This window comes from Nesterenkonia alba DSM 19423 (genome assembly GCF_000421745.1).
Classification (GTDB): Bacteria; Actinomycetota; Actinomycetes; order Actinomycetales; family Micrococcaceae; genus Nesterenkonia; species Nesterenkonia alba.
The window spans coordinates 53,366-74,480 of the sequence record NZ_ATXP01000005.1 but is presented as its reverse complement, the minus strand read 5'-3'; the positions used below and the strand labels follow the sequence as shown (position 1 = coordinate 74,480).

18 protein-coding genes are annotated in these 21,115 nt (G+C 64.6%); 4 read left to right on the top strand and 14 right to left on the bottom strand.

The window, feature by feature from the left end; all coding sequences use genetic code 11:
* The first annotated feature begins 431 nt into the window (after window positions 1–431).
* Window positions 432–1,259 (top strand): undecaprenyl-diphosphate phosphatase, encoded by an 828-nt coding sequence (locus tag H578_RS0105430; protein WP_022872680.1) that lies wholly within the window; start codon window positions 432–434, stop codon window positions 1,257–1,259.
* A gap of 80 nt (window positions 1,260–1,339) precedes the next feature.
* On the opposite strand, the gene H578_RS0105425 is transcribed toward H578_RS0105430, so the two are convergent.
* Complete coding sequence (locus H578_RS0105425; protein ID WP_022872679.1) at window positions 1,340–1,642, bottom strand: metal-sensitive transcriptional regulator; 303 nt, start codon at window positions 1,640–1,642, stop codon at window positions 1,340–1,342.
* Window positions 1,643–1,704: 62 nt separating this feature from the next.
* Window positions 1,705–3,909 (bottom strand): heavy metal translocating P-type ATPase, encoded by a 2,205-nt coding sequence (locus tag H578_RS0105420; RefSeq protein ID WP_211215181.1) that lies wholly within the window; start codon window positions 3,907–3,909, stop codon window positions 1,705–1,707.
* 284 nt (window positions 3,910–4,193) lie between these two features.
* Between H578_RS0105420 and scpC the strand changes: the two genes are divergently transcribed.
* A complete protein-coding gene (gene scpC, locus H578_RS0105410) occupies window positions 4,194–5,699 on the top strand; it encodes a succinyl-CoA:acetate CoA-transferase ScpC (protein WP_022872677.1) in 1,506 nt (501 codons plus the stop codon).
* A gap of 111 nt (window positions 5,700–5,810) precedes the next feature.
* Here the strand turns inward: scpC and H578_RS0105405 are convergent, their stop codons facing one another.
* Both H578_RS0105405 and H578_RS0105400 read right to left on the bottom strand, forming a co-directional pair.
* Entirely contained in the window at window positions 5,811–6,494 is a 684-nt protein-coding gene (locus H578_RS0105405; protein WP_245554915.1) for a rhomboid family intramembrane serine protease, read from the bottom strand.
* A 209-nt stretch (window positions 6,495–6,703) separates the two neighbouring features.
* Window positions 6,704–7,249 carry a peptidylprolyl isomerase gene (locus tag H578_RS0105400; protein ID WP_022872675.1) on the bottom strand — a complete coding sequence of 182 codons (546 nt, stop codon included), beginning with the start codon at window positions 7,247–7,249 and terminating at the stop codon, window positions 6,704–6,706.
* Between the two features lie 143 nt (window positions 7,250–7,392).
* Here H578_RS0105400 and H578_RS0105395 point away from each other — a divergent pair, with 143 nt between their 5' ends.
* On the top strand, window positions 7,393–8,163 hold the full coding sequence (locus H578_RS0105395; RefSeq protein WP_022872674.1) for a hypothetical protein: 771 nt from the start codon (window positions 7,393–7,395) through the stop codon (window positions 8,161–8,163).
* A 191-nt stretch (window positions 8,164–8,354) separates the two neighbouring features.
* Here the strand turns inward: H578_RS0105395 and H578_RS0105390 are convergent, their stop codons facing one another.
* The 3 genes from H578_RS0105390 to H578_RS13530 are packed head-to-tail and all read right to left on the bottom strand — an operon-like array spanning window position 8,355 to window position 10,124.
* The gene (locus tag H578_RS0105390) at window positions 8,355–9,050 is read right to left on the bottom strand and encodes an aminodeoxychorismate/anthranilate synthase component II (RefSeq protein WP_022872673.1); all 696 of its coding nucleotides are present in this window, start codon (window positions 9,048–9,050) and stop codon (window positions 8,355–8,357) included.
* Window position 9,051: 1 nt separating this feature from the next.
* Window positions 9,052–9,216, bottom strand: a complete 165-nt coding sequence (locus H578_RS16410; protein WP_022872672.1) for a hypothetical protein — start codon at window positions 9,214–9,216, stop codon at window positions 9,052–9,054.
* A 2-nt stretch (window positions 9,217–9,218) separates the two neighbouring features.
* Entirely contained in the window at window positions 9,219–10,124 is a 906-nt protein-coding gene (locus H578_RS13530; RefSeq protein ID WP_022872671.1) for a class E sortase, read from the bottom strand.
* A 102-nt stretch (window positions 10,125–10,226) separates the two neighbouring features.
* Between H578_RS13530 and H578_RS15495 the strand changes: the two genes are divergently transcribed.
* The gene (locus tag H578_RS15495; RefSeq protein WP_022872670.1) at window positions 10,227–10,562 is read left to right on the top strand and encodes a cell division protein CrgA; all 336 of its coding nucleotides are present in this window, start codon (window positions 10,227–10,229) and stop codon (window positions 10,560–10,562) included.
* Window positions 10,563–10,589: 27 nt separating this feature from the next.
* Here the strand turns inward: H578_RS15495 and H578_RS13520 are convergent, their stop codons facing one another.
* Genes H578_RS13520 through H578_RS13505 form a run of 7 tightly spaced genes read right to left on the bottom strand, consistent with a single transcriptional unit; the run spans window position 10,590 to window position 21,114 of the window.
* Complete coding sequence (locus H578_RS13520; RefSeq protein ID WP_022872669.1) at window positions 10,590–11,345, bottom strand: type 1 glutamine amidotransferase; 756 nt, start codon at window positions 11,343–11,345, stop codon at window positions 10,590–10,592.
* Window positions 11,342–12,760, bottom strand: coding sequence for a Mur ligase family protein (locus tag H578_RS0105365; RefSeq protein ID WP_022872668.1), 1,419 nt, complete (start codon window positions 12,758–12,760; stop codon window positions 11,342–11,344). Before H578_RS0105365 ends, H578_RS13520 begins: the two co-directional genes overlap by 4 nt.
* Window positions 12,761–12,763: 3 nt before the next feature.
* A complete protein-coding gene (locus H578_RS13515) occupies window positions 12,764–14,806 on the bottom strand; it encodes a protein kinase domain-containing protein (RefSeq protein WP_022872667.1) in 2,043 nt (680 codons plus the stop codon).
* On the bottom strand, window positions 14,803–16,545 hold the full coding sequence (locus tag H578_RS13510) for a protein kinase domain-containing protein (protein ID WP_022872666.1): 1,743 nt from the start codon (window positions 16,543–16,545) through the stop codon (window positions 14,803–14,805). Before H578_RS13510 ends, H578_RS13515 begins: the two co-directional genes overlap by 4 nt.
* Entirely contained in the window at window positions 16,542–17,999 is a 1,458-nt protein-coding gene (locus H578_RS0105350; protein WP_022872665.1) for a penicillin-binding transpeptidase domain-containing protein, read from the bottom strand. Before H578_RS0105350 ends, H578_RS13510 begins: the two co-directional genes overlap by 4 nt.
* On the bottom strand, window positions 17,996–19,453 hold the full coding sequence (locus H578_RS0105345; RefSeq protein ID WP_022872664.1) for an FtsW/RodA/SpoVE family cell cycle protein: 1,458 nt from the start codon (window positions 19,451–19,453) through the stop codon (window positions 17,996–17,998). The genes H578_RS0105350 and H578_RS0105345 overlap by 4 nt, the downstream gene beginning before the upstream one ends.
* A complete protein-coding gene (locus H578_RS13505; RefSeq protein WP_022872663.1) occupies window positions 19,450–21,114 on the bottom strand; it encodes a PP2C family protein-serine/threonine phosphatase in 1,665 nt (554 codons plus the stop codon). Before H578_RS13505 ends, H578_RS0105345 begins: the two co-directional genes overlap by 4 nt.
* Window position 21,115: the final 1 nt, after the last annotated feature.

The window sequence follows — 21,115 nt, the reverse complement described above, 5'->3', positions numbered from 1 at the left end:
GTGGTGGATCGTCAGGTCCGGCCGTCGGCCCCGGTCCTGACGGCCTGTCAGCACTGTTGTTGAAACGAGCTGACCGCGCCGGCTTTTGTCCGTCACACGTGTTTCGTGTGAGTCCACACCGTCATCCGGTGCACGTCGAACCGCCGAGAGACGGACATGACCCTCTCACCGTTCGCTCCTCGTCTCCTAGAGTTCGAGAGGACCCTCAGCTCATCGTCAGAGGTACAGTCGGGCGCGTCACCGATACGGCTTTTCGCCTGACTCCAAGCGGAACTGAGCCGCTCGAACCGCTGCCAGGTGTTCGGTTTTAGTCCACCCGCGTCCACCGAACACAGCACGAATCCGCGTCAGATAGCGGGTCCACACGAATATTGCCCCAAGTCGGGGACATTCCTCGCTCTGCAGTCTACGAAGCCCAGTAAACTCAGCAGGTGCAATGGATCGAAGCGATCATTCTGGGCCTGGTTCAGGGCCTGACTGAATTTCTCCCGATTTCGTCGTCTGCCCACCTGCGGATCGTCGGGGAATTCCTCCCCGGGGCTCAGGACCCGGGTGCGGCGTTCACCGCCATCACCCAGCTCGGCACCGAGGCCGCTGTGCTGGTGTTCTTCTGGCGAGACATTGTCCGAATTCTGAAGGCATGGTTCGCTGCCGTGTTCGGCCACGGTTCCCACAGTGACCCGGATGCGCGGATGGGCTGGCTGATCATTGTCGGCACTATCCCGATCGTGGTGTTGGGGCTGCTGCTGGAGGACTACATCATGTCCGCATTCCGCAGCCTGTGGCTGGTGGCCACCATGCTGATCGCCTTCGGAATCCTGCTGGGATTCGCCGACCACGTAAGCACCCAGCGCAAACCCCTGGAGCGGCTCAGTGTGCGCGACGGCATCATCTTCGGCTTCGCCCAGGCCATGGCGCTGATCCCCGGAGTCTCCCGCTCCGGAGGTACCATCACCGCGGGCCTCCTGATGGGGTACACCCGTGAAGCCGCGGCCCGGTACTCATTCCTGCTAGCGATTCCGGCGGTATTCGGTTCCGGACTCTACAAGCTGATCGGGGCCTTCGGTGAACAGGCCGGCCCCTACACGATGGGACAAACTATCCTGGCTACCGCGGTCGGTTTCGTGGTCGCTTACGTGATCATCGGCTGGTTCCTGACCTATGTGTCCCGCAACAGCTACAACCTGTTCGTGGGCTACCGGATCCTACTGGGTATCTTCGTCTACATCATGCTCAGTTTCGGCATCATTAACGCCTAGGTTCACGTACCGGTCGGGTCCGCCTGCGATGGCTGGTTGCTGAGGGTGCCGGGCCTGAAGGTGCCTCCAGCGGCGTCGGGTTAGGACTTCACCAGACGGGCGATGGCGTCGCTGGCCTCCTTGATTTTTACGTCAGCTTCGTCCCCGCCGGTTTGAGCGGCATCAACGACACAGTGTTTCAAGTGGTCGTCGAGGAGGCCGAGGGCGACGTTTTCTAAGGCTGAGGTGAGCGCGCTGATCTGGGTCAGAATCTCGATGCAGTAGGTGTCTTCTTCGACCATCCGATGGATGCCTCGGGCTTGGCCTTCGATCCGTTTCAGACGTGAGAGGTAGCGGGCTTTATCGGAGATATAGCCGTGTGTTCCGGTGTGCTCAGTGTCCATGGTCTCCTCCGGGGGCGGACAGGGGTTGGTCCCATTGTGCCCGGGTCGCTGAGCTGGGGTCATCAGGCATTCTCCGCCAGGGTGCGTGCACTGGTGTCCGGGCGCAGATCGAGGCGGCGTAGCAGCTGAGCATTGAGCGCGACGACGACAGTAGAGGCTGACATCAAGATCGCGCCGATGCTCATCGGCAACACGAACCCGATGGGGGCAAGGATGCCTGCGGCCAGGGGTACGGAGATGAGGTTGTACCCTGCGGCCCACCAGAGGTTCTGCTTCATCTTCCGGTAGCTGGCGCGGGAGAGCTCGATCACTGAGAGCACTGAGCGCGGGTCGGAGCTGGCCAGGATCACCCCGGCGGAGCCGATGGCCACATCAGTGCCGGCCCCGATGGCGATGCCCACATCGGCCTGGGCTAGGGCGGGGGCGTCGTTGACCCCGTCACCGACCATAGCCACCTTCTGCCCCTCCTGCTGGAGTTCGGCAACTTTGGCGGCTTTGTCCTCAGGCCGGACCCCGGCGAAGATTCGGTCGATGCCCAGCTCAGCGGCGACGGTGTCGGCGACTGCTTGGGCGTCCCCGGTGATCATGACTACCTGAGCGCCTACAGCGTGCAGCGCCTGGACGGTCTCCTTGGATTCAGGGCGGATCTCATCGGCCAGGCGCAGGGCACCGATCACCTCACCATCGGCCAGGACGTGAAGGATGATCGCTCCCTCGTTCCTCCATTGCTCGGCGATGGGCAGTTCGGCCCGGCCCTGCTCGGTCAGCAGGTAAGGGCCACCGACTTGGATCACGGTGCCCTCGACGGTGGCACGGACCCCGACCGCGGGTGAGGAGGAGAAGTCTCCGGCAGCAGGGACATCCAGGCTGCGGTGGTGTGCTGCGCTGAGGATGGCGCGGGCCAGCGGGTGTTCACTGTCAGACTCTGCAGCTGCGGCCAGGGTCAGGACCTCATCGCCGGTGTAGCCCTGGGTGGGTTCGATCCCGGTGACGGTGGGTTCTCCCTTGGTGAGGGTGCCGGTCTTATCGAACAGCACTGCATCCACAGTGCGCATCGATTCCAGGGCCAGGCGGTCCTTGATGAGCACCCCGCCGCGGGCTGCGCGTTCGGTGGCAATGGAAACCACCAGTGGGATCGCCAGCCCGAGGGCGTGCGGGCAGGCGATCACCAACACGGTGATAGTGCGCACCACTGCCGGTTCAGGCATTCCCAGCAGACTCCAGGCTGCGGCGGTGATCAGCGCAGCGGCCAGGGCGAACCAGAACAGCCACCCGGCCGCAGTATCAGCGATCCGCTGAGCCCGGGAGGACGAGGCCTGAGCATCAGCAACCAAACGTTGAATACCGGCGAGGGCGGTATCGCCACCAGTAGCGGTGATCCGTACCCGGATGCCGGAGTCGGTGGCCACCGTCCCGGCCACCACAGGATCCCCCTGGTCACGCCGAACGGGTTTGGACTCCCCGGTGACCATCGACTCATCCATACTGGCCGAACCATCAATCACCTCACCGTCAGCAGGCACGGAGGCCCCGGGACGGACGATCACGACATCACCGACAGCCAGGTCGTCCGGTGAGACCTTTTCAACGCCGTGGTCGGTGACCTTCTCCGCCTCATCAGGCAGCAGGGCGGCCAGCGAGTCCAAAGCTGAGCTGGTCCGGGCCAAGGAGCGCATCTCGATCCAGTGGCCGGCCAGCATGATCACCACCAGCAGGGCCAGTTCCCACCAGAAGTTCAGCTCATGATCCAACAGATGCAGGCTGGCACCCCAGGAGGCGATGAACGCCACCGTGATCGCCAGCCCGATCAGCAGCATCATCCCCGGCTTGCCGGAACGAATCTCCGAGACCGCCCCGGTGAGGAAGGGCCAACCACCCCAGGCATAGATCACAGTGCCCAGCACGGGGGAGACCCACCACACCCAACCCACCTCGGGCAGGTGGTAGCCGACCAGGTGGGCGAACATCTCATTGAACCCCACCACCGGCACCGCCAACACCAGCATGATCCAGAACAACCGCCGGAACTGCCCGACGTGAGCACCATGGTCGCCATGACCACCATGCCCTGCGTGGCCATGGTGAGCTGCGTGGCCATGCCCTGCAGGGTCGGAAGCAGCGTGTCCGTGGGCGCCGTCGCCTTTGGGATGCATTGCACTCCCGTGATGATCGTGGGAGTGATCGTGGTCAGGGGAAGACGCTACGTGGGGGTCGTGGTGGTGGTCTGCATGCTGGGGGTGACCGTGCTGATGATCTGTGGGGCGCATCGACGTCGTCTCCTTCATAGAATCTATACCCCCAGGGGGTATCTATACATATACCTGGTAGGGGTATCAGGTGTAAAACGGAGTCGCAGGGGTCACAGGCGCTCTCTGGCGCAGTGATGGGCGGTTGCTTGGCGATGCAAACGGTCGAAAACAGCCGATGAACGGTCCGTTTTGACAGATGAACGGGCCTGTCGAGATGCGTGAGCGTGACCTGAGACATAGAGTGGAGAGGTCTGTGCCGCCAGCGCAGCCTCTGTCCCCACCTAGAAAGAGCTGATTCCGCCATGTCTCGCATCACGTGTCCGGTTCTGAGCACCAAGGTGACCACCGCCGACGAGGCGGCGAGCTTCATCAGCGACGGCGACCGGATCGGCATGAGCGGCTTCACCGGGTCCGGGTACCCCAAGGCGGTTCCCAGTGCACTGGCCGAACGCGCCCGGGAAGCGCACGCACGCGGGGAGAGCTTCGGCGTCGAACTACTCACCGGCGCCTCCACCGCACCGGAAGCTGACGGGGTGCTCGCCGAGGCCGGAGCGATCCGCAAGCGCACGCCTTTCCAGTCTGACCCGGCTCTGCGCAAGGCCATCAACACCGGCCAGACCGAGTACGTCGATACCCACCTGAGCCACTCCGCCCAGCAGGCCTGGTTCGGGTTCTACGGGGACATCACCGTGGCCGTCATCGAGGTCTCTGCCATCCTGCCCAACGGTTTGTTGGTGCCCTCCAGCTCGGTGGGAAACAACAAGACCTGGCTGGACCTGGCCGATAAGGTCATCCTGGAGGTCAACTCCTGGCACCCCCGGGAGTACGAAGGCTTCCACGACGTCTACTACGGCACCCGGCTGCCACCGGAGCGTCGACCCATCGAGCTGTTCGAACCGATGCAGCGGATCGGAGACCCCTACCTGCGGGTCGATGCGGAGAAAGTCATCGCCGTGGTCGAAACTGATGCCCCGGACCGCAACGCTGCGTTCAAACCCGCCGACGAGACCTCCCGGGCGATGGCTGACCACGTGGTGGACTTCCTGCGTTTCGAAATCCAACAGGGCAGGTTGCCGAAGAACCTCCTGCCCATCCAGTCCGGGGTGGGCAATGTGGCCAACGCGGTGATGGCCAACCTGGCCCACAGCGAATTCGAGGACCTCACCGCCTATACCGAGGTCATCCAAGACGGAATGCTCGACCTCATCGACACCGGCAAGCTGACCGCTGTCTCGGCGACGTCGTTTTCTCTCTCCGCGGAACGGGCCGAGGACTTTAACCGCAACATCGAGTCCTACAAGGGTCGGATTCTGCTGCGCACTCAGGAGATCTCCAACCACCCGGAGGCCGTCCGTCGGCTCGGGATCATCGCCATCAATGGGATGGTCGAAGCCGATATCTACGGGAATGTGAACTCCACCCATGTGATGGGCTCTTCCATCATCAACGGGATTGGCGGTTCGGGGGACTTCGCCCGCAACGCCTACCTGAACTTCTTTGTCTCCCCTTCGACCGCCAAGGGCGGGGCCATCTCCGCGATCGTGCCGTTTGCCTCCCATGTGGACCACACCGAGCACGATGTGCAGATCCTCGTCACGGAGAAGGGACTCGCTGATCTGCGCGGGCTCTCCCCGCAGGCACGGGCGAGGAGGATCATCGCCCAGTGCGCCCACCCGGACTACCAGGACCGGCTGCAGGATTACCTGGACCGCGCAGTGGCGGGCAACCCCACTGGCCGCCACACTCCGCACTTGCTGGCCGAAGCGCTCAGCTGGCATGAGAACTACCAAGCTCACGGTCAGATGTGACCACTGACGACGACGTCGTCGTTTTCCACAGGGTTATCCCCAGTGTGGAGAACTACACGTGTGTAATTCCCACATATCCACAGGGTTATCCCCAGGGATTCACAGCGAGGCTTATGCGCTGGGGACGGTGAAGGCCCCGATGGTTGCCAGGATCAGGAGCACGACGCCGACGCCGGCAAGCCCCAAAGTGTGCCACAGGGTGCGCCCACGTCGGGGTGCGCGGACGATCACGAAGGCCACCAGGGCACCAGTGAGCAGACCGCCGAGATGACCCTGCCAGGAGATCCCGTCGAAGATGAAGCTGACCACCATGTTCACCGCAATGAGCGCAACAATCCCGCCGGTTTCCCCACCGGTGGCGCGCATGAGGATGAACAACGCTCCGAACAGGCCAAAGACAGCCCCGGAAGCGCCCAGGGTGGGCACAGCGGGGTGGGTCAGGAACAGCACGGCCACTGAGCCGCCGAAAGCGGACAGACCCAGCAGTGCGGCGAAGCGGGCACGACCGATGGTCGGCTCGATGACCCGGCCCACGAACCACAGGGCGAGCATATTGAACAGGATGTGCACCCCGGCCTGAGGGTGGTGGAGGATCGCTGAGGTCAGCATCCGCCACGGCTCAAAGGTCCCGGTGGCCACAGCGTGGGCCGAGGCATCCATGGGAGCAAACCACATCAATCGGGTGACATCTGGCAGATCCACACCCGTGAGTCGCTGCGCGGCACCGCCGTGTTGCCAGGTGGCCAGTTGCAGCAGGTACATCACCGCGCAGATCGCGATGACCGTGTAGGTCACCTTCGGTTTCTCATCCGCCCGGACAGCGGCGCCGAACTGCGTGCGCTGAATGGGGCGACGGGCTGCCGCCTGTTGGACGCAACTGGGGCAGTGGAACCCCACCGGGGCGGTGATCTGGCATTCCGGACAGACCGGCCGGTCACAGCGTTGGCACTGGATATACGCCGGCCGGTCTGGGTGGAAGAAGCAGACGTTCACCGCGGGGAAGGTCAGTTCGCCGGGGCAGCGGGAGCGACGTCGATGGTGGTGATGACGATGTCCTCAGTGGGACGGTCACGCATATCGGTGGAGACAGTGTTCAGCTGGTTGACCACCTGCTGGGAGGCGGTGTCACGGACCTCGCCGAAGATCGTGTGCTTGCCCTGCAGCCACGTGGTCGCCACAGTGGTGATGAAGAACTGCGAGCCGTTGGTGCCGGGACCGGCGTTGGCCATGGCCAACTTGTAGGGCTGCGTGAAGTCCAGCTCCGGGTGGATCTCGTCCTCAAACTGGTAGCCGGGACCCCCCACGCCCAGACCCAGCGGGTCCCCGCCCTGAATCATGAAGTCGGCGATGACGCGGTGGAAAACCGTGCCGTCGTACAGGGGCGTGCCGGTTTTGTCTTCCCCGGTCTCCGGGTGCTTCCAGGGCTGTTCGCCGGTGGCCAGGCCGATGAAGTTCTTCACCGTCTTGGGGGCGTGATTGCCGAAGAGGTCGACGACGATGTCTCCGCGGTTGGTGCGGATCGTGGCAGTGTGGGTAGCAATAGCGCTCATGAGGCCATTCTCGCACGGGCCTTGCTTTACGCACTCTGAAATAAACCTGAGTGAATCCGTATCAAGGGCGGCGTGCCATGGCAGTGGTCCCCCTTGCTCACGTAGGCTAAGCCCTGTCACCGATCCTGATTCGGAGGAAACGCATGTTCGGTAAGAAGAAAAAACCGAGCCACACCTGGGGGCACAAAGTGCTCGCCGGCGTCGACACTGCCGTGGAATGGGCCGCGCCCGCGGTGGGTACTGCCGCTAACTGGGCGGAGGACACCTACCGGAAAGGCGCTCCGATGGTTCAGGACGCTTCGGCCAAGGCTCTCCACGCCGTCGGAGACGGTGCCGCTGTGGCCGGAGAGCAGGTCAAGAAGGTCTCATCCCAGGCCAGCAAGGGGCTCAGCGGTCAGTACGACAAGCTGCCCCCCAAGGCGAAGAAGGACATCCAGAAGGTGCTGAAGAAGTACGACAGTGCCAAAGCGGATGTGCGCAAAAAGTACGTCCCCGCTGCAGCCGGTACCCTCGGCGGCTACGCGGACAAAACCGCCAAGCTCATCCACAAGGCGGAGGTTGACCCGCGGGTGGAGAAGGCGCTCATCAAGGCCACTGGCGATAAGAAGATCGTCAAGAAGCTGCGGAAGAACTCCGAGAAATACGCCAAAAAGGCGTCCAAGGAGTTGAAGAAGCAGCAGAAGGGCAGCGGCAAGAAGAAGGCCCTGCTGGTCTTCGGCCTTGTGGCTGCCGGTGTTACTGCCGGTGTGGCCGTGTGGCGGGCCTCCCAGCCGGTGGAGGACCCGTGGAAGAAGCCGGAGCCGGTCTCCAAGCCACAGCAGGACTCCGGTGCCCCCGGTGCTCAGGCGGAGACCAACGCTGACACCAAGCCGACTGAGGCCGAGGTTCCCTCGCCCAAGCCGGCCACCAGCTGAAGACGATGTCTCACCGCTGACCGCAGTACAGAGAAAAAGGACTCGGCAACTACGCCGGGTCCTTTTTCTCTGCGTGCGACCTCCCGATCCGAGTGAGGGTTATCGGTCACAATCCGGGTGGGTGACCTGCTGGTGACGTGCCTGCCGCGTGGTTCGTTATCACCGGGTGGTTTCGGCCTCTGCCGGCTCGGTCAGGGTGTGCTGCGGCTGATGGGGTTCAGCTGGGCGGCTTTCTCGGCGGCGCCGAGTTGGCCCAGGGATTCCAACCAGTTGCCTAGCATGCGGTATCCGCCTTCGGTGAGCACTGACTCCGGGTGGTACTGCATCCCCCACAGGGGAGCATCCCGGTGGGCCAGCCCCATGATGACGCCGTCCTCGGTCGTCGCGGTGATCTCTAGAACGTCCGGTACCGAGTCTGGAGCGACGGTCAGAGAGTGGTACCGGGTGGCCTCAAAGGTCTCCGGCAGCCCAGCGAAGGACACATGCCCAGTGTGCCGCACCGGGGAGGTCTTACCGTGCATCAACTCCGGGGCGTGGGTGACCTCCGCGCCGAAAGCCTCCCCGAGGCCCTGGTGCCCCAGGCAGACACCGAGCATCGGGGAGCGTGCCTGAGCACACCAGCGGATCAGCTCCACGGAGATGCCGGCCTCGGCGGGGGTTCCGGGCCCTGGGGAGATGAGCACACCGTCGTGTTCAGCGGCCAGTGTCTTCGCTTCAGCGAGGCTGACGTCGTCGTTACGGATCACGGTGGTCTCGGCTCCGAGCTCACGCAGATAACCGACCAGGGTGTAGACGAAGCTGTCGTAGTTATCGATGACCAGGATACGGGCGGTGAAACCCTCGGTGCCGGGGGTCGGACGGTCCTGCCGGTCAGAAGTGTCTGCCATATCAGCTCCCGTCCAGGGTGGAGTCATTCAGCGGGCTGTATTCGCTCACCACGGGGAAGACGAACTCCATGAGCACGAAGACGGTGGCGGCGACCAACAGCAGGGCCAGGATGATGCGCAGCCACAGGGGGCCGGGGAGCACCTCATTGAAAATCCAGGCGTACATGGCTACTCGTCTCCGGTGTAGAACAACTGGTCGATGCCCTCGTGGTGGGCGATGTCCTCGGGGGCCTCACCGCCGAGGGGGATGAAGTCCACGATCTCCGCGTGGTGGATGAGACGTTCGGCATTGGAGTACATCGGGTGGCAGGTGGTCAGGGTCAAGATGCCAGTCTCCGGCTCAAGGTCCGGTTCTCCCGGGACCGGGAGGAGAACATCGGTCTCGTTGGGCTGGACCACACGGCGTTCGGCTACCTCGTAGATGAACATGCCATCGCCGGCGGAGACCACATAGATCTGATCCCCGGTCTGCAAGGCATCCTGATTGCCGAGCATGGAGGCGTAGGTGTTCCGGTGACCGGCCACTGCGAAGTTTCCCAGCTCTCCGGGCAACTGGGTGTCTGGGTAGTGGCCGACTCCGCCGCGGTCAATCTGTTCACGTCCCACGCCGTGACGGATGGGTGCAGCCCAGTCCTCACCCAGGCGCGGGGCGTACATCACCCCCATGACGTCATCCCAGCCGGTTTGCTCGGCCATGTAGTCAGCACAGCCGATCTCGGTGCCGTCTTCGAGCGTCATACACACCTCGAAGTCGGCCGGGTCCGGCCCGCCGGTCTCCCGGGCGGGTGCCGCCTGCAGCCCGTCATCGGAGTAGAACTGTTCGAGGGTCTCCTGACGTTCGCTGTCGGCTTCGATCCCGGTCCACCACAACTCCCACACCACAAACAGCAACCCAAGCACACCCAGGGTGATGAGCAACTCCCCGATGCCGCCAATGATGGTGGAGGCGACACTGCGCCGTCGGCGCGGACGACCCCCGGAACGGGAGTCCCGACGCGAAGGCGGAGCCGGCGGACCGGACGGCGGGGCACCGCGCTGACCGGTGGCCGCGTGGCGGGGAGCAGTGACAGTCATAGGTCCTGTTCTCACAGTTGCGTAGAATGGCGCACAGCCGAACACTGACACGGCGGACGCCGTGCGGTTACAAGCATCGCAGATTTCAGCTGAGGAGTGCCAGTGCCAGAGTCCAAGCACCGGAAGAACCGCGGCAAGCGCGCCAAGGGCAGTGCTGCTTCCGAATCCGGAGCCGAGCAGCCCTCGGACTCCCCGCTGCGCGACTCCAGCGCGCTCGAGCTCGGAAAGGACCTCGAGGCCGAAGGCCAGCTACCCACCTGGTACAAGGCGACCATGGTGGGTCTGCTGCTAGTGGGTCTGCTGTGGATCGTCACCTGGTACGTGACCACCTCGGCGGAGGGTCTTCCCGAGTTGCCGCTGAGCGTGGGCGGCTGGAACATCATCATCGGATTCGTGGTCGCCATGGTTGGCTTCTTCATGATGATGCGGTGGAAATAACTCGCACCCTGATAAGCGCGCGGACGCTCAGCGCGGCCGGGAAGCCGCGGTGACTCGGGCCTTCTCCGTCAGTTCAGTCAAACTCACCGGCCCCAGCTGCGGGGCATCCAGAGCCCCCAACGAGTCCCCGTAACGGCGCTGCACCGCTGTAGCGATGAGGAAATCAGCCACCGCGGGATTCTTTGGCAGCAGCGCACCGTGAAGGTAGCTGCCCAGCACATTGCGCCACCGGGCGCCCTCATACCCGGAGTCGGCGTCATTACCGGCCCCTTTGCTCACCCGCCCCAGCGGCTGGACCTCGGCACCGAGCCGGGTCTGCCCGGAGTGGTTCTCATAGCCGATGATCCGGCCGAACTCCTCCGATTCGACGACGACATTGCCGATCAGCCGCTCATCGGTGCCGTAAGTGGTCACGTCCAGCACACCAATCCCCTGGATCCGTGAACCCGACCGAGTCTGAAAGTAATGCCCGAAGAGCTGATACAACCCGCAGATCATCAGCATGGGAGTCCCCGCCTCCGCCAGAGCGCGTAACCGGTCTCCGCACTCCAACAGATCCGCCTGAATAGTGTCCTGTCCGGAGTCCTGCCCGCCGCCGCCGATGAGAATATCGGCCTGCTCGGGGAACTCATCTCCGGGGTCATAGGAGTGCATGACCGGTTCGTAGCCGTACCAGGCCAACCGTTGCTTGAGCACTAAGGCATTGCCGAAGTCCCCGTAGATGTTCATATCCCGGGGGTAGAGCTGCACCACGTGCACAGGTTTGGGGGCAACGGGGCTCATGCGAAAGCCTCCACCTCGGTGTAGCGGGCCAGTTCACGGCGCAGGGTGAGCATCGCCGTGTACGTGCAGTAGATGCGCTTGGGCTCATCGGGGTGCTCAGCGATGAAGGAATCCAACGCGGAGGCGAGATCCGGTTCCACGGCGGCGACGGCGACGTCGTCGTACACCAGACGCAGGGCCATGTCATAAGCCCGCACCCCCGAGACCATCCGCACCCCACCGGCAGCCAACAGGCCGAAGGAGACATCCCACAGCCAGCTCATATCCCGCCCGTCGGCGTAGTTGTCATTAATGGCGATCATCGTGGCAGTGCCGGCATGCGGGAAGCTGCTCAGTCCCAGCCGGAATCCCGCCGGGTTCTTCACCAGCACCAGATCCAATGGCTGCCCGCCAACTGTCAACGACTCACCACGCCCGAAAGCAGGGGAGACCTCCGCCAGGCTGCGCAGCAGGGCCGTGTTGTCCCGGTCCTCCCCCAGGGCCAGGCGCACCAGGGCCAGTGCGGCGGCGGCGTTGTAGGTGTTGTACGCCCCGTTGACCCGCAGCGGGGTGGTGATCTCCTCCCCACCGATGCGGAAGGTGCCCTCCTGAGTTCCTAACCCAGTGAGGACGACGTCGGCGGCGACCTGTTTGGTCGTTCTCGCCTGATGCTGTAGGTCACCTGATACGGCGGAGGTGGGCGAGGTCTCCACAGCGGCACTGTCGGAGCGGGCATGGTGTGAACTGGCACTGTCTGACCGGGCACCGGGGGAAGCGGTGTGGTGTGACGGGCTATCGTGTAAATCAGCACTGTGCAGGTCGTCGTCGGAGGGGAAGTGGTGCTTGACCGCCTCTCCCAGCCCGAAATAGCGGACCTGCTGGTCGGTCAGGGCCTCAGCGATTGCCGCGACCCGCGGATCCTCCCGGTTGAGTACCACACCCTCCGTGGTGGCCTCGGCAATGGCCCGCAGCATCCCCGCGGTGGTGTCGATCTCCCCGAAACGGTCGAGCTGATCCCGCATGACGTTCAGCAGCAGGCAGTACCGCGGGGGGACCTGTTTGACGAAGTGCACCGCGTGGGCTTCATCGAGTTCGAGTACGGCGATGTCGGCCTCGAAGCCCCCGGTGATCCGCATGTCACCGAGCAGAGAGGCAGCCACGCCGCGGGAGAAGTTCGAGCCGGACCGGTTGGTGAAGACCCGCAGTCCCTGTCCGCGCAGCAGCTCGACCACCATCTTGGTCGTCGTGGTCTTCCCGTTGGTCCCGGAGACCACCACCACCCCGTAGGGCAGCGTCGTCAGTGTCCGGGCCAGAAACCCAGGGTCCAGCTTTTCCACCAGCAGCCCGGGGAAGGCGGAACCGGAGCCGCCACGTAGACGTACCGCGGCACGTGCTGACTTCCCGACGACGGCGGAGAGGGTAGTGCGCAGACTCACGGGTTATTCGTCCTCGGTGTCCTCATCGTCATTGCCGTTGTCCTCGTCATTGTTCTCGTCATCGGCGTCGTCGTCTTCGTCCTCATTGCCGTTGTCCTCGTCGTCATCTTCATCGTCTTCGTCCTCCTCCTCATCGTCGAAGGAGGCCTCATCGACCGCGTAGATGACGACTGTGGCGTTATTGGGAACCAGCTCGCCTTCGTCGACTTCCTCGCCGTTGATCTCTAAGCGGAAGACTTCCCCGGCGAAGCTGACATCCTCCTCATCAGGGTCGACGACTTCCCAGCGCAGATCGTGATCGAAACCGGCGGCCGAGAGGGTCTCCTCCACGTTGGCCCGCCAGTCACCGAGCAGACCGCCGGGCAGTTGCACCAGCCCAGTGGAGACCACCAGGTTGATCGAATCGCCCGGCTCCACAGAGGTACCGGATTCGGGGTCGGTGGCCACCACGGCGCCTTCGGGGTGCTCGGCGTGGTCTTCTTCGGTCACCTCGCCGACCTCCAAGCCGACATCCTCCAACGTGGCGGTGACGGCGTCGATGTCCTGACCGATGAGCCCGTCGGGCACGGTGACGCTGCCCGGGCCCTCGGAGATGTAGATGATGACCTCGGAGTTCGGCTCCAGGCTCGTTCCGGGCTCGGGGTCGGAGCGGATGACGTGGTCTTCTTCGACTTCCTCATGTGGTTCGGTCTCCGGCACGGCGGTGAGGTTGTGCTCGTTGAGTTCGGCGATCGCTTCTGAGCGGCTTAAGCCTTCGACGTCGGGGACTTCCACCTCAGTGGTGTCGGTCAACTGAGCGAAGACGAATACGGCTCCGACGATGAGCCCCAGGACCACCAGCACCCAGAAGATGGGCCACAGGACACTGCGGCGGCGGCGCTCCGGGGGTTGTTCCCGGTAGTCGGTGTAGTAGTCCTCGACGTCGGGATCTTCCGGGGTGCGCGCCGAGAGCGGCATCCCGACGACGTCGTCGAACCCGCTACGCCCACCGGCGGCGGCACCGGCGACTGCTGGCACCACGGTGGTGGCGTCCTCATCCACGCTGATGCCGCGCAGGGCGTCCTCGATGGCGGCGCGGAACTCTTCGGCCGTCTGGAAGCGGTCCGCCGGGTTCTTGGCCAAGGCCTTGGCGACCACGGACTCCATGGCCGGGGAGATCCTGTTGTTGAAATCGGAGACCGCCGGTGGTTCCTCCCGCACATGCTGATAGGCCACCGAGACGGGGGATTCCCCGACGAACGGTGGACGGTTGGTCAGCAGCTCGAAGAGCACGCAGCCAGCGGAGTAGAGGTCGCTGCGGTGGTCGACGACCTCCCCGCGGGCTTGTTCGGGGGAAAGATACTGGGCGGTGCCCACCACCGAGGAGGTCTGGGTCATGGTCTGGGCGGAGTCGGCCACCGCGCGGGCGATACCGAAGTCCATGACCTTGACATCGCCATTGCTGCACACCATGACGTTGGAGGGCTTGATGTCCCGGTGCACGATGCCGCGGTCGTGGCTGTACCCCAGTGCGGCCAGCACCCCGTCCATGTACTCGGCGGCCTCGCGCTCCTGCAGCGGGCGGCCCAAGGCCTGGGTGATCTTTTCCTGCAGCGGCGGGGAGATCGGCTGGGTGGCCTCATCCTCGTGCTCACTCACACCGAGCACATTGTCCTCCGTGCCGTCCTCCTCACCGGGCGGGGGCGGAGGCAGGGTGGCATCTCCGGTGGCGTTCGGGGTCCCGTGCAGGATGTGTCGGAGGGTGACCCCGTCGACGTACTCCATGACAATGAACGGGGTCTTCACCCCACCGTTACCGTCGACGGCGGTGGCTCCCGTGTCGTAGACACCCACAATATTGGGGTGGTTCAGTGAGGCCGAGGACTGGGCCTCCCGCCGGAACCGGGTTTGGAACTGCGGGTCGCGGGCCAAGTCCGGGCGCAGCATCTTCACCGCCACGGGACGCTCCAGGGAGAGATCGTGGCCCCGGTAGACATCGGCCATCCCACCGCGACCGATGAGAGTCTCGATGCGGTAGCGGCCGTTGAGGACGCGGTGCTCAGTCATGATGTGGATCCATCTGTGGTGGGCGTGGGCTCCGAGGCAGTCGGCGTGGCGGTTTCACCTGCGGTCTCCGGACTCTGGGTGTCATTGTCGTCATCGTCGTCGTCGCCTGGGTCGGGCCCGTCGGCGTCGTCGTCGCCGGTGTCCTCCTCCGTCGGGGTCGGTGTGGGCGTCGGGGTGGTCTGCGTTCGGGTCTGTGTCGGCGTCGGGGTGGGTGTCGGTTGTTGGGTTTGCTGCGGCGGAGCCTGCGTGGTGGGCTGCGGTGCCGGGGTGTGCTGGGCCGGAGGTGGTCCGGCTGAGTAGAACAGCGTAATCGTTGTCCCGGGAGGATACTCACCGCCGGGGGGGATGACCCGGGTGACGATCCCGGCCGGCTCCTGGGATTCCACGGATTCGGTTTCCACCTCGAACCCGAGGTCCTCGAGGATCTCAGCGGCCTCGGTCACCTCCAGTCCCACCAGATCCTCCTCGTCGAAGGCGATGGTATCGGGTTCAGCGGTCACCGTCTCGGTGGCAGCCTGGGTGGGGGTCGGCTCCGGGGTGGAGATCAGCTCGTCGGGCTCCTCGCCGGCGGCCAAATACGGCAGCAGCCACGCGGCCACCAACCCCAGGATGACCAGCAGGATGAGCGTGATCGCCGGCCACCGCCAACCGGGGTTGCGGCGTTCGGGGTGCTCAGCTGTCTCGGCGTCGTCGTCGTCGGGGCCAGACGCGAGGAAAGAGCCCTCGGGCTGTTCGGGGGTACTCGCGCTGAGCGCGGCCCCCGCTGTCGCTTCCCCCGGGCGATCACTCCCCGCAGAGTGCAGCGTGGCCGTGGGCGGGCTGAGGGAGCCGCCCATGCTGATGACTTGGGTGGCGGTTTCATCATCGCCAAGATCCAGATGGTGGGCCAGCTGCGGGACCGCGGCGAGGGCGGCCTCCGGGTCGTGGCGTAGCAGAGCCTCGGCGGCGTCGGCCATCTTCGTGGCGTTCTCCGGGCGCTGCTCTGGCTCCTTGGCCAGCATCGTCATAATGAGCGCGCGGACCGGGGCGGGAATGTCCTCGGGCAGCGGCGGGGGCGGGTCGTTGACCTGCTTCAGCGCAATGGCGATCTGCGACTCTCCGGTGAAGGGTCGGTGACCGACCAGGGCCTCGTAACCGATGACGCCGAGGGCGTAGATATCAGAGGAACCGGTCGCGTGCTGGCCGGTGGCCTGCTCCGGGGAGAGGTACTGCACGGTGCCCATGACCTGCCCGGTGGCGGTCAGGGGCACCTGGTCAGCCAGGCGCGCGATGCCGAAGTCGGTGATCTTCACCCGGCGGGTGGGGGTGATGAGCAGATTGCCGGGTTTGACGTCGCGATGTACCAGCCCCTGGTCGTGGGCTACCTGCAGAGCGCGTCCGGTCTGGGCCAGGATCGAGAGCGTCTTCTCCCAGGGAAGGGTCTTCTCCTTTTCCAGGATGACGCTCAGCGGGCGGCCGGGAACCAGCTCCATCACCAGGTAGCCGGAGCCGGCCTGTTCGCCGTAGTCGTAGATATCGGCGATCCCGGGGTGATTCAGCAGCGCGGTGTGCCGGGCCTCGGCGCGGAATCGGCGCAGGAACGCCTCGTCACCGGTGTACTCCTCTTTGAGGATCTTGATGGCCACAGTCCGGCCGAGGATCTCGTCATGGGCTTTCCACACCTCGCCCATTCCGCCGATGGCGATCCGCTCGGTGAGCTTGTAGCGGTCACCCATGGTGATGCCGACTGCTGGTCTCATTCGGCCATCACCGCCTGCAGGATTGCGGCGAAGTGCTCGCCGGAGAGCTGGCTGCCGCGGGAAAGCTCGGTGCGTTCGTACACCACGGTGACTGCGTACTGGGGGTCATCGGCCGGGGCGAAGCCGGTGATCCAGGAGTTGACCATATCGCTGCCGTCGCCGATCTCTGCGGTGCCGGTCTTGGTGGCGACATCATAGCCAGAGACATCGGCCCGCCAGCCGGTGCCTTCCTCGGTGGTGGCCACCATCATCTCGGTGATGTCAGCGGCGGTCTCCGGCTCCATGACCTCATTCAACACCTCTGGCTCGGGTGCATCGAGGATCTGCAGGTCCGAGCCGCGGACTGTGTCGACCAACTGGGGCCGCATCATCGTGCCGTTGTTGCCGATTGCCGCTGCTGTCATGTTCATCTGCAGCGGGGTCGCGGTGACGTCGAACTGCCCGATGGAGGCATAGGCCAGCTCCGAGTCGGCCATCCCAGTGGGGAAGCGGGACTCGGTGACGTGGATCGGGATGGCCAGCGGTTCGTTCCAACGGAAGCGTTCGGCCACCTCGAGGATGGGGTCTTCGCCCATTTCCATCGCCGCGGTGGCGAAGGGAGTGTTGCAGGACTGGGCGAAGATCCAGGTGAACTCGGCCTCACTGCGCTGGTGGCAGTTGCCCAGTCCGAAGTTCTCCAGTGTGTTCTCCGACTGGGGCAGGTCGATCTCGTTGGGGTTCTCCAGTTCAGTGTCCGGCTCGTAGTCCCCGGATTCCAGCATGGCCACTGTGTCGATGAGCTTGAACGTCGACCCCGGGGGGATCGGCCGGTTCACTGCCCGGAAGCCATAAGGGTCGATGTTCTCGGCGTCTTCGAGGTCACCGATGTTTTCGTTGAACTCCTCGCTGTCGTGCGTGGCCAACAGGTTGGTGTTGTAACTGGGTTTGGAGGCCATGACGATGACCTCCCCGGTGGTGACATCGGTGACGATGATCGTGCCGAGCATGTCATCGGGCAGCAGGTCATAGGCGTAGTGCTGCAGCTCCGGATCCAGGGTGAGTTCCACCTGGGCACCCTCCATCGTTTCACCGGTGACCAGGGAGGTCATCCGGTCGAAGAACTGCGCATCGGAGCGGCCCGTGAGGTACTCGTCCATGGCCCGTTCAATACCGGAGGCCGAGCCGCCGAACGTGGAGTAAAACCCGGTGATCCCGCTGTAGACCTCGGCGTCGTGGTAAACCCGCTGATACTCATACGGGGACTCGGGATCGGATTCCACGGATTCGGCAATCGGGGTGCCATCCACGGTGATGGGTCCCCGGGGTGCCCCGTAGTCCTGAATGACCTGCCGAGCGTTGCGACTGTCATTATTGAGGTCTGAGGCGAAGGCCACCTGGATGAGGCTCAGTGCGGCCAGCAGGGTCAGGAACATGGCCACCGAGACCAGCCAGGTGTGACGGATAGCGCGGTTCATCGGTGCTCACCTCCTGTGACAGCGGGTGTTGTGGCCGTGCTGTCCACCGGGGACTGCTCTCCGGTCTCCCGGCTGCGCAGCGGATCTTCCGTCCCGGAGGCACCGGCACCGGAGGTGTTCACCATGGGGCCGACGACGATGGGCCGGCGAGCAGCGTGGCTGATAAGCAGCACCAGGGCCACAATGATCCAGTTGGCCAGCAACGCCGAGCCGCCTGCGGCCAGGAACGGGGAGACCAGACCCGACATCGGTATCACCCGGGTGATACCGCCGACGACGACGAAGACTTGCAGTACCAGGATGACCGCGAAACCGGTGGCCAGCAGCTTGCCGAAGGAATCACGGGTGCCGATCCCGGCCCGCATGTAGCGGGAGAACAGCAACAGGTAGAGCAGCAGCATGGCCGCCAGGCCGATGAAGCCCAGCTCCTCGCCGAAGGCGGCCACGATCATGTCCGAGTTCGCCAGGGCGACAATATGCGGGCTCCCTGAGCCCAGTCCGGTGCCGGTCAATCCACCGTTGGCCAGACCGAACATCCCCTGTACTAGCTGGTGGGAGCCGCCAATCTCACGATCGTAGATGTCCTGGTCGAAGGCGTTGAGCCAGATCTCCACGCGCTGGCGGAAGTGCGGAACGAACCCGTACGCCAGGGCGGCACCGGCGGCCACCAGCACCCCACCGATGGCAATCCAGGAGAACCGGGAGGTGGCCACATAGATCACCGCCACGAAGAGCCCGAAGAACATCAGTGCGTTTCCGAGGTCGTTCTGCACGATGAGCACCCCGAGGGCGACCAGCCAGGCCAGGAACAACGGCGCCAGATCCTGCAGACGGGGGAAGGTCATCGGACCGATCTTCTTACCTGCCAGCAGGATGAGGTCACGGTTATTGGCTAAGAACCCGGCGAAGAAGATCGCCAGCGTGATCTTGGCCATCTCCGAGGGTTGGAAGTTCAGCGGTCCGATCTGCACCCAGATCCGGGCGCCGAATTCCTCCCGGCCGATGCCGGGCAGCATCGGCAGAAACAGCAGAATCACCGAGACGACCAGGGAAATATAGGTGATCGCCCGCAACCGCCGGTGATCGCGCAGCACCCAGAGCAGCACCATGGCCGCGACCATGGACACCGCGGTCCACAGCACCTGGCGAGGGGCCACCCCGGCGTAGGCGGGGGTGAGGTCCAGCCGGTGAATCATGGCGATCCCCAGCCCGTTGAGCGTCACCGCGATAGGCAGGATGAACGGATCGGCGTACTTTGCCCGCAGGCGCAGCACCAGGTGGAACGCCAGGGACAGGGCAGCCAAGGAGCCGCCGGCTACCCAGTAACGGGAATCGATCTCCTCTTCCAGGGTGATCCCCACCAGGACTTTGGCGCCGATGGCCACGGCCAGGGCCAGCAGCAGCAGCGCTAACTCCACGTTGCGGCGCGGTTTGGGGTGATCGTCCTGCTTCATGTGTCCTCACCCCCATTGTCCTCGGTGCCCTCGTCCGGTGTGGGAGTCTCATCGTCTTCGGTGGTGCCGGCGTCGTCGTCGGCTTCTTCGGCATTGTCTGGGTCAGTGGCATCCTCAGCGGTGCCGCCACCGGGGGTGCTACTGCGCAGGTTCTCCACGATCTGCTCGGCATGGCTGCGGGAGTCGGCGGGAATGCCACTGATGACCCGTTCCCGGTCAATGGGGCGCAGCTGGCTGATATCGATACCGGCGTGTTCGTCCACCTCGGAGAGGGTGATGGGCCCCAGGGACTGGGAGACCCCGTTGTAGATGGCGACCTCGCCGTCATCCTCACCGACGTAGTACTGGGTCTGGGTCCACACGTAGCCGAGGAAGCCGACGACGGCGACCAAGATCGCCATCAGGGCCACGAAAGTGGGCAGGAACCAGTTGCGCCGGCGGCGGGTGGCGGCGACGGCATCGACGTCGTCGGCATCCAGGGTGGGCTCTTCTTCCTCGGGGAGGTCCTCCGGTACCACGGGAACCTCGGTGCCGGAGGGTTCCGGGGCGGTTTCGAGTTCGTGCCCGCCGGCTTCACTGAGCATCTCCGAGTAGGTGTGCCGCACCGGTTTCAACGGTTGGCCGGTCAGCAGCGGGACCGGGTGTTCGTCCACGTTGCGGGGAATGACCGGGATCGTTCCGGTCTCGGCGGCCTCCACCGCAGCGCCCACCAGGATGTGCGGGCGCACCCCCAGGGTCCGGCGCACCATGGCGGCTGAGAGCGGGGAGAGTTCACCTTCATCCGGGTCGTGCCCGGAGAGGGCACCGGGGTTGACCACCGGCACCAGGTCCAGCTCCATGGTCTGGTCGCGGTCGTCGTCGAACCCGTAGTCGGCTTCAGCCGCGGCAACGGCCTCTTCACTCAAGGGAAGGGTGTCGGTGTCGTTGAGGTCGGACTCGTCGGCGTCGACGACCTCCAGGGCGATCACGGTGACATTATCCGGGGCCCCGCCCTCCAGGGTGAGGTTGACCAGGTCGTCGACGATCTGCTCGAGGGTCTGGGTGCTGCGTAGCTTCTGCTCGATGAGCCGGTCGGAGACCACGGCGTTGAGCCCATCGGAACACAGCAACCACCTCTCCCCGGCCTCCAGCGGAAAACTGGTGATGTCGAGTTCAGGGGAGGCGTCGACGTCGCCGAGCACGCGCATCAGCACGTTCTTATGCGGGTGGAATTCGGCGGCCTCGGGGTCCAGCCGCCCTTCGTCGACGAGCCGCTGGACAAACGTGTGGTCCTTGGAGACCTGGCGGAAACGGCCTTTCTTCAACCGGTAGGCGCGGGAGTCACCGATGTGGGCGAACTGGAGGCGGTCATCGGTAATCAGCAAGGCGGTGATCGTGGTCCCCATCCCGGCCAGCTTGGGGTTGGTCTGGACCAGTTTGGACAGGAACGCGTTGGCGGTTTGGATCTCATCGGGCAGCACGGTGTCCGGTTCAGCGAAACCCCGGGTATCCAGGTGCGCTAAGTCCAGCACCGTGGAGGCGGAGGCGATATCGCCCCCGGCGTGGCCGCCCATTCCGTCGGCGACGACGGCGAAGAAGCGTCCGGCGTAGCCGGAGTCGTCATTCTTCGAGCGCACCACACCGTCTTCGGAGCGTGCGGCGAAGCGGAACACCAGAGCCATG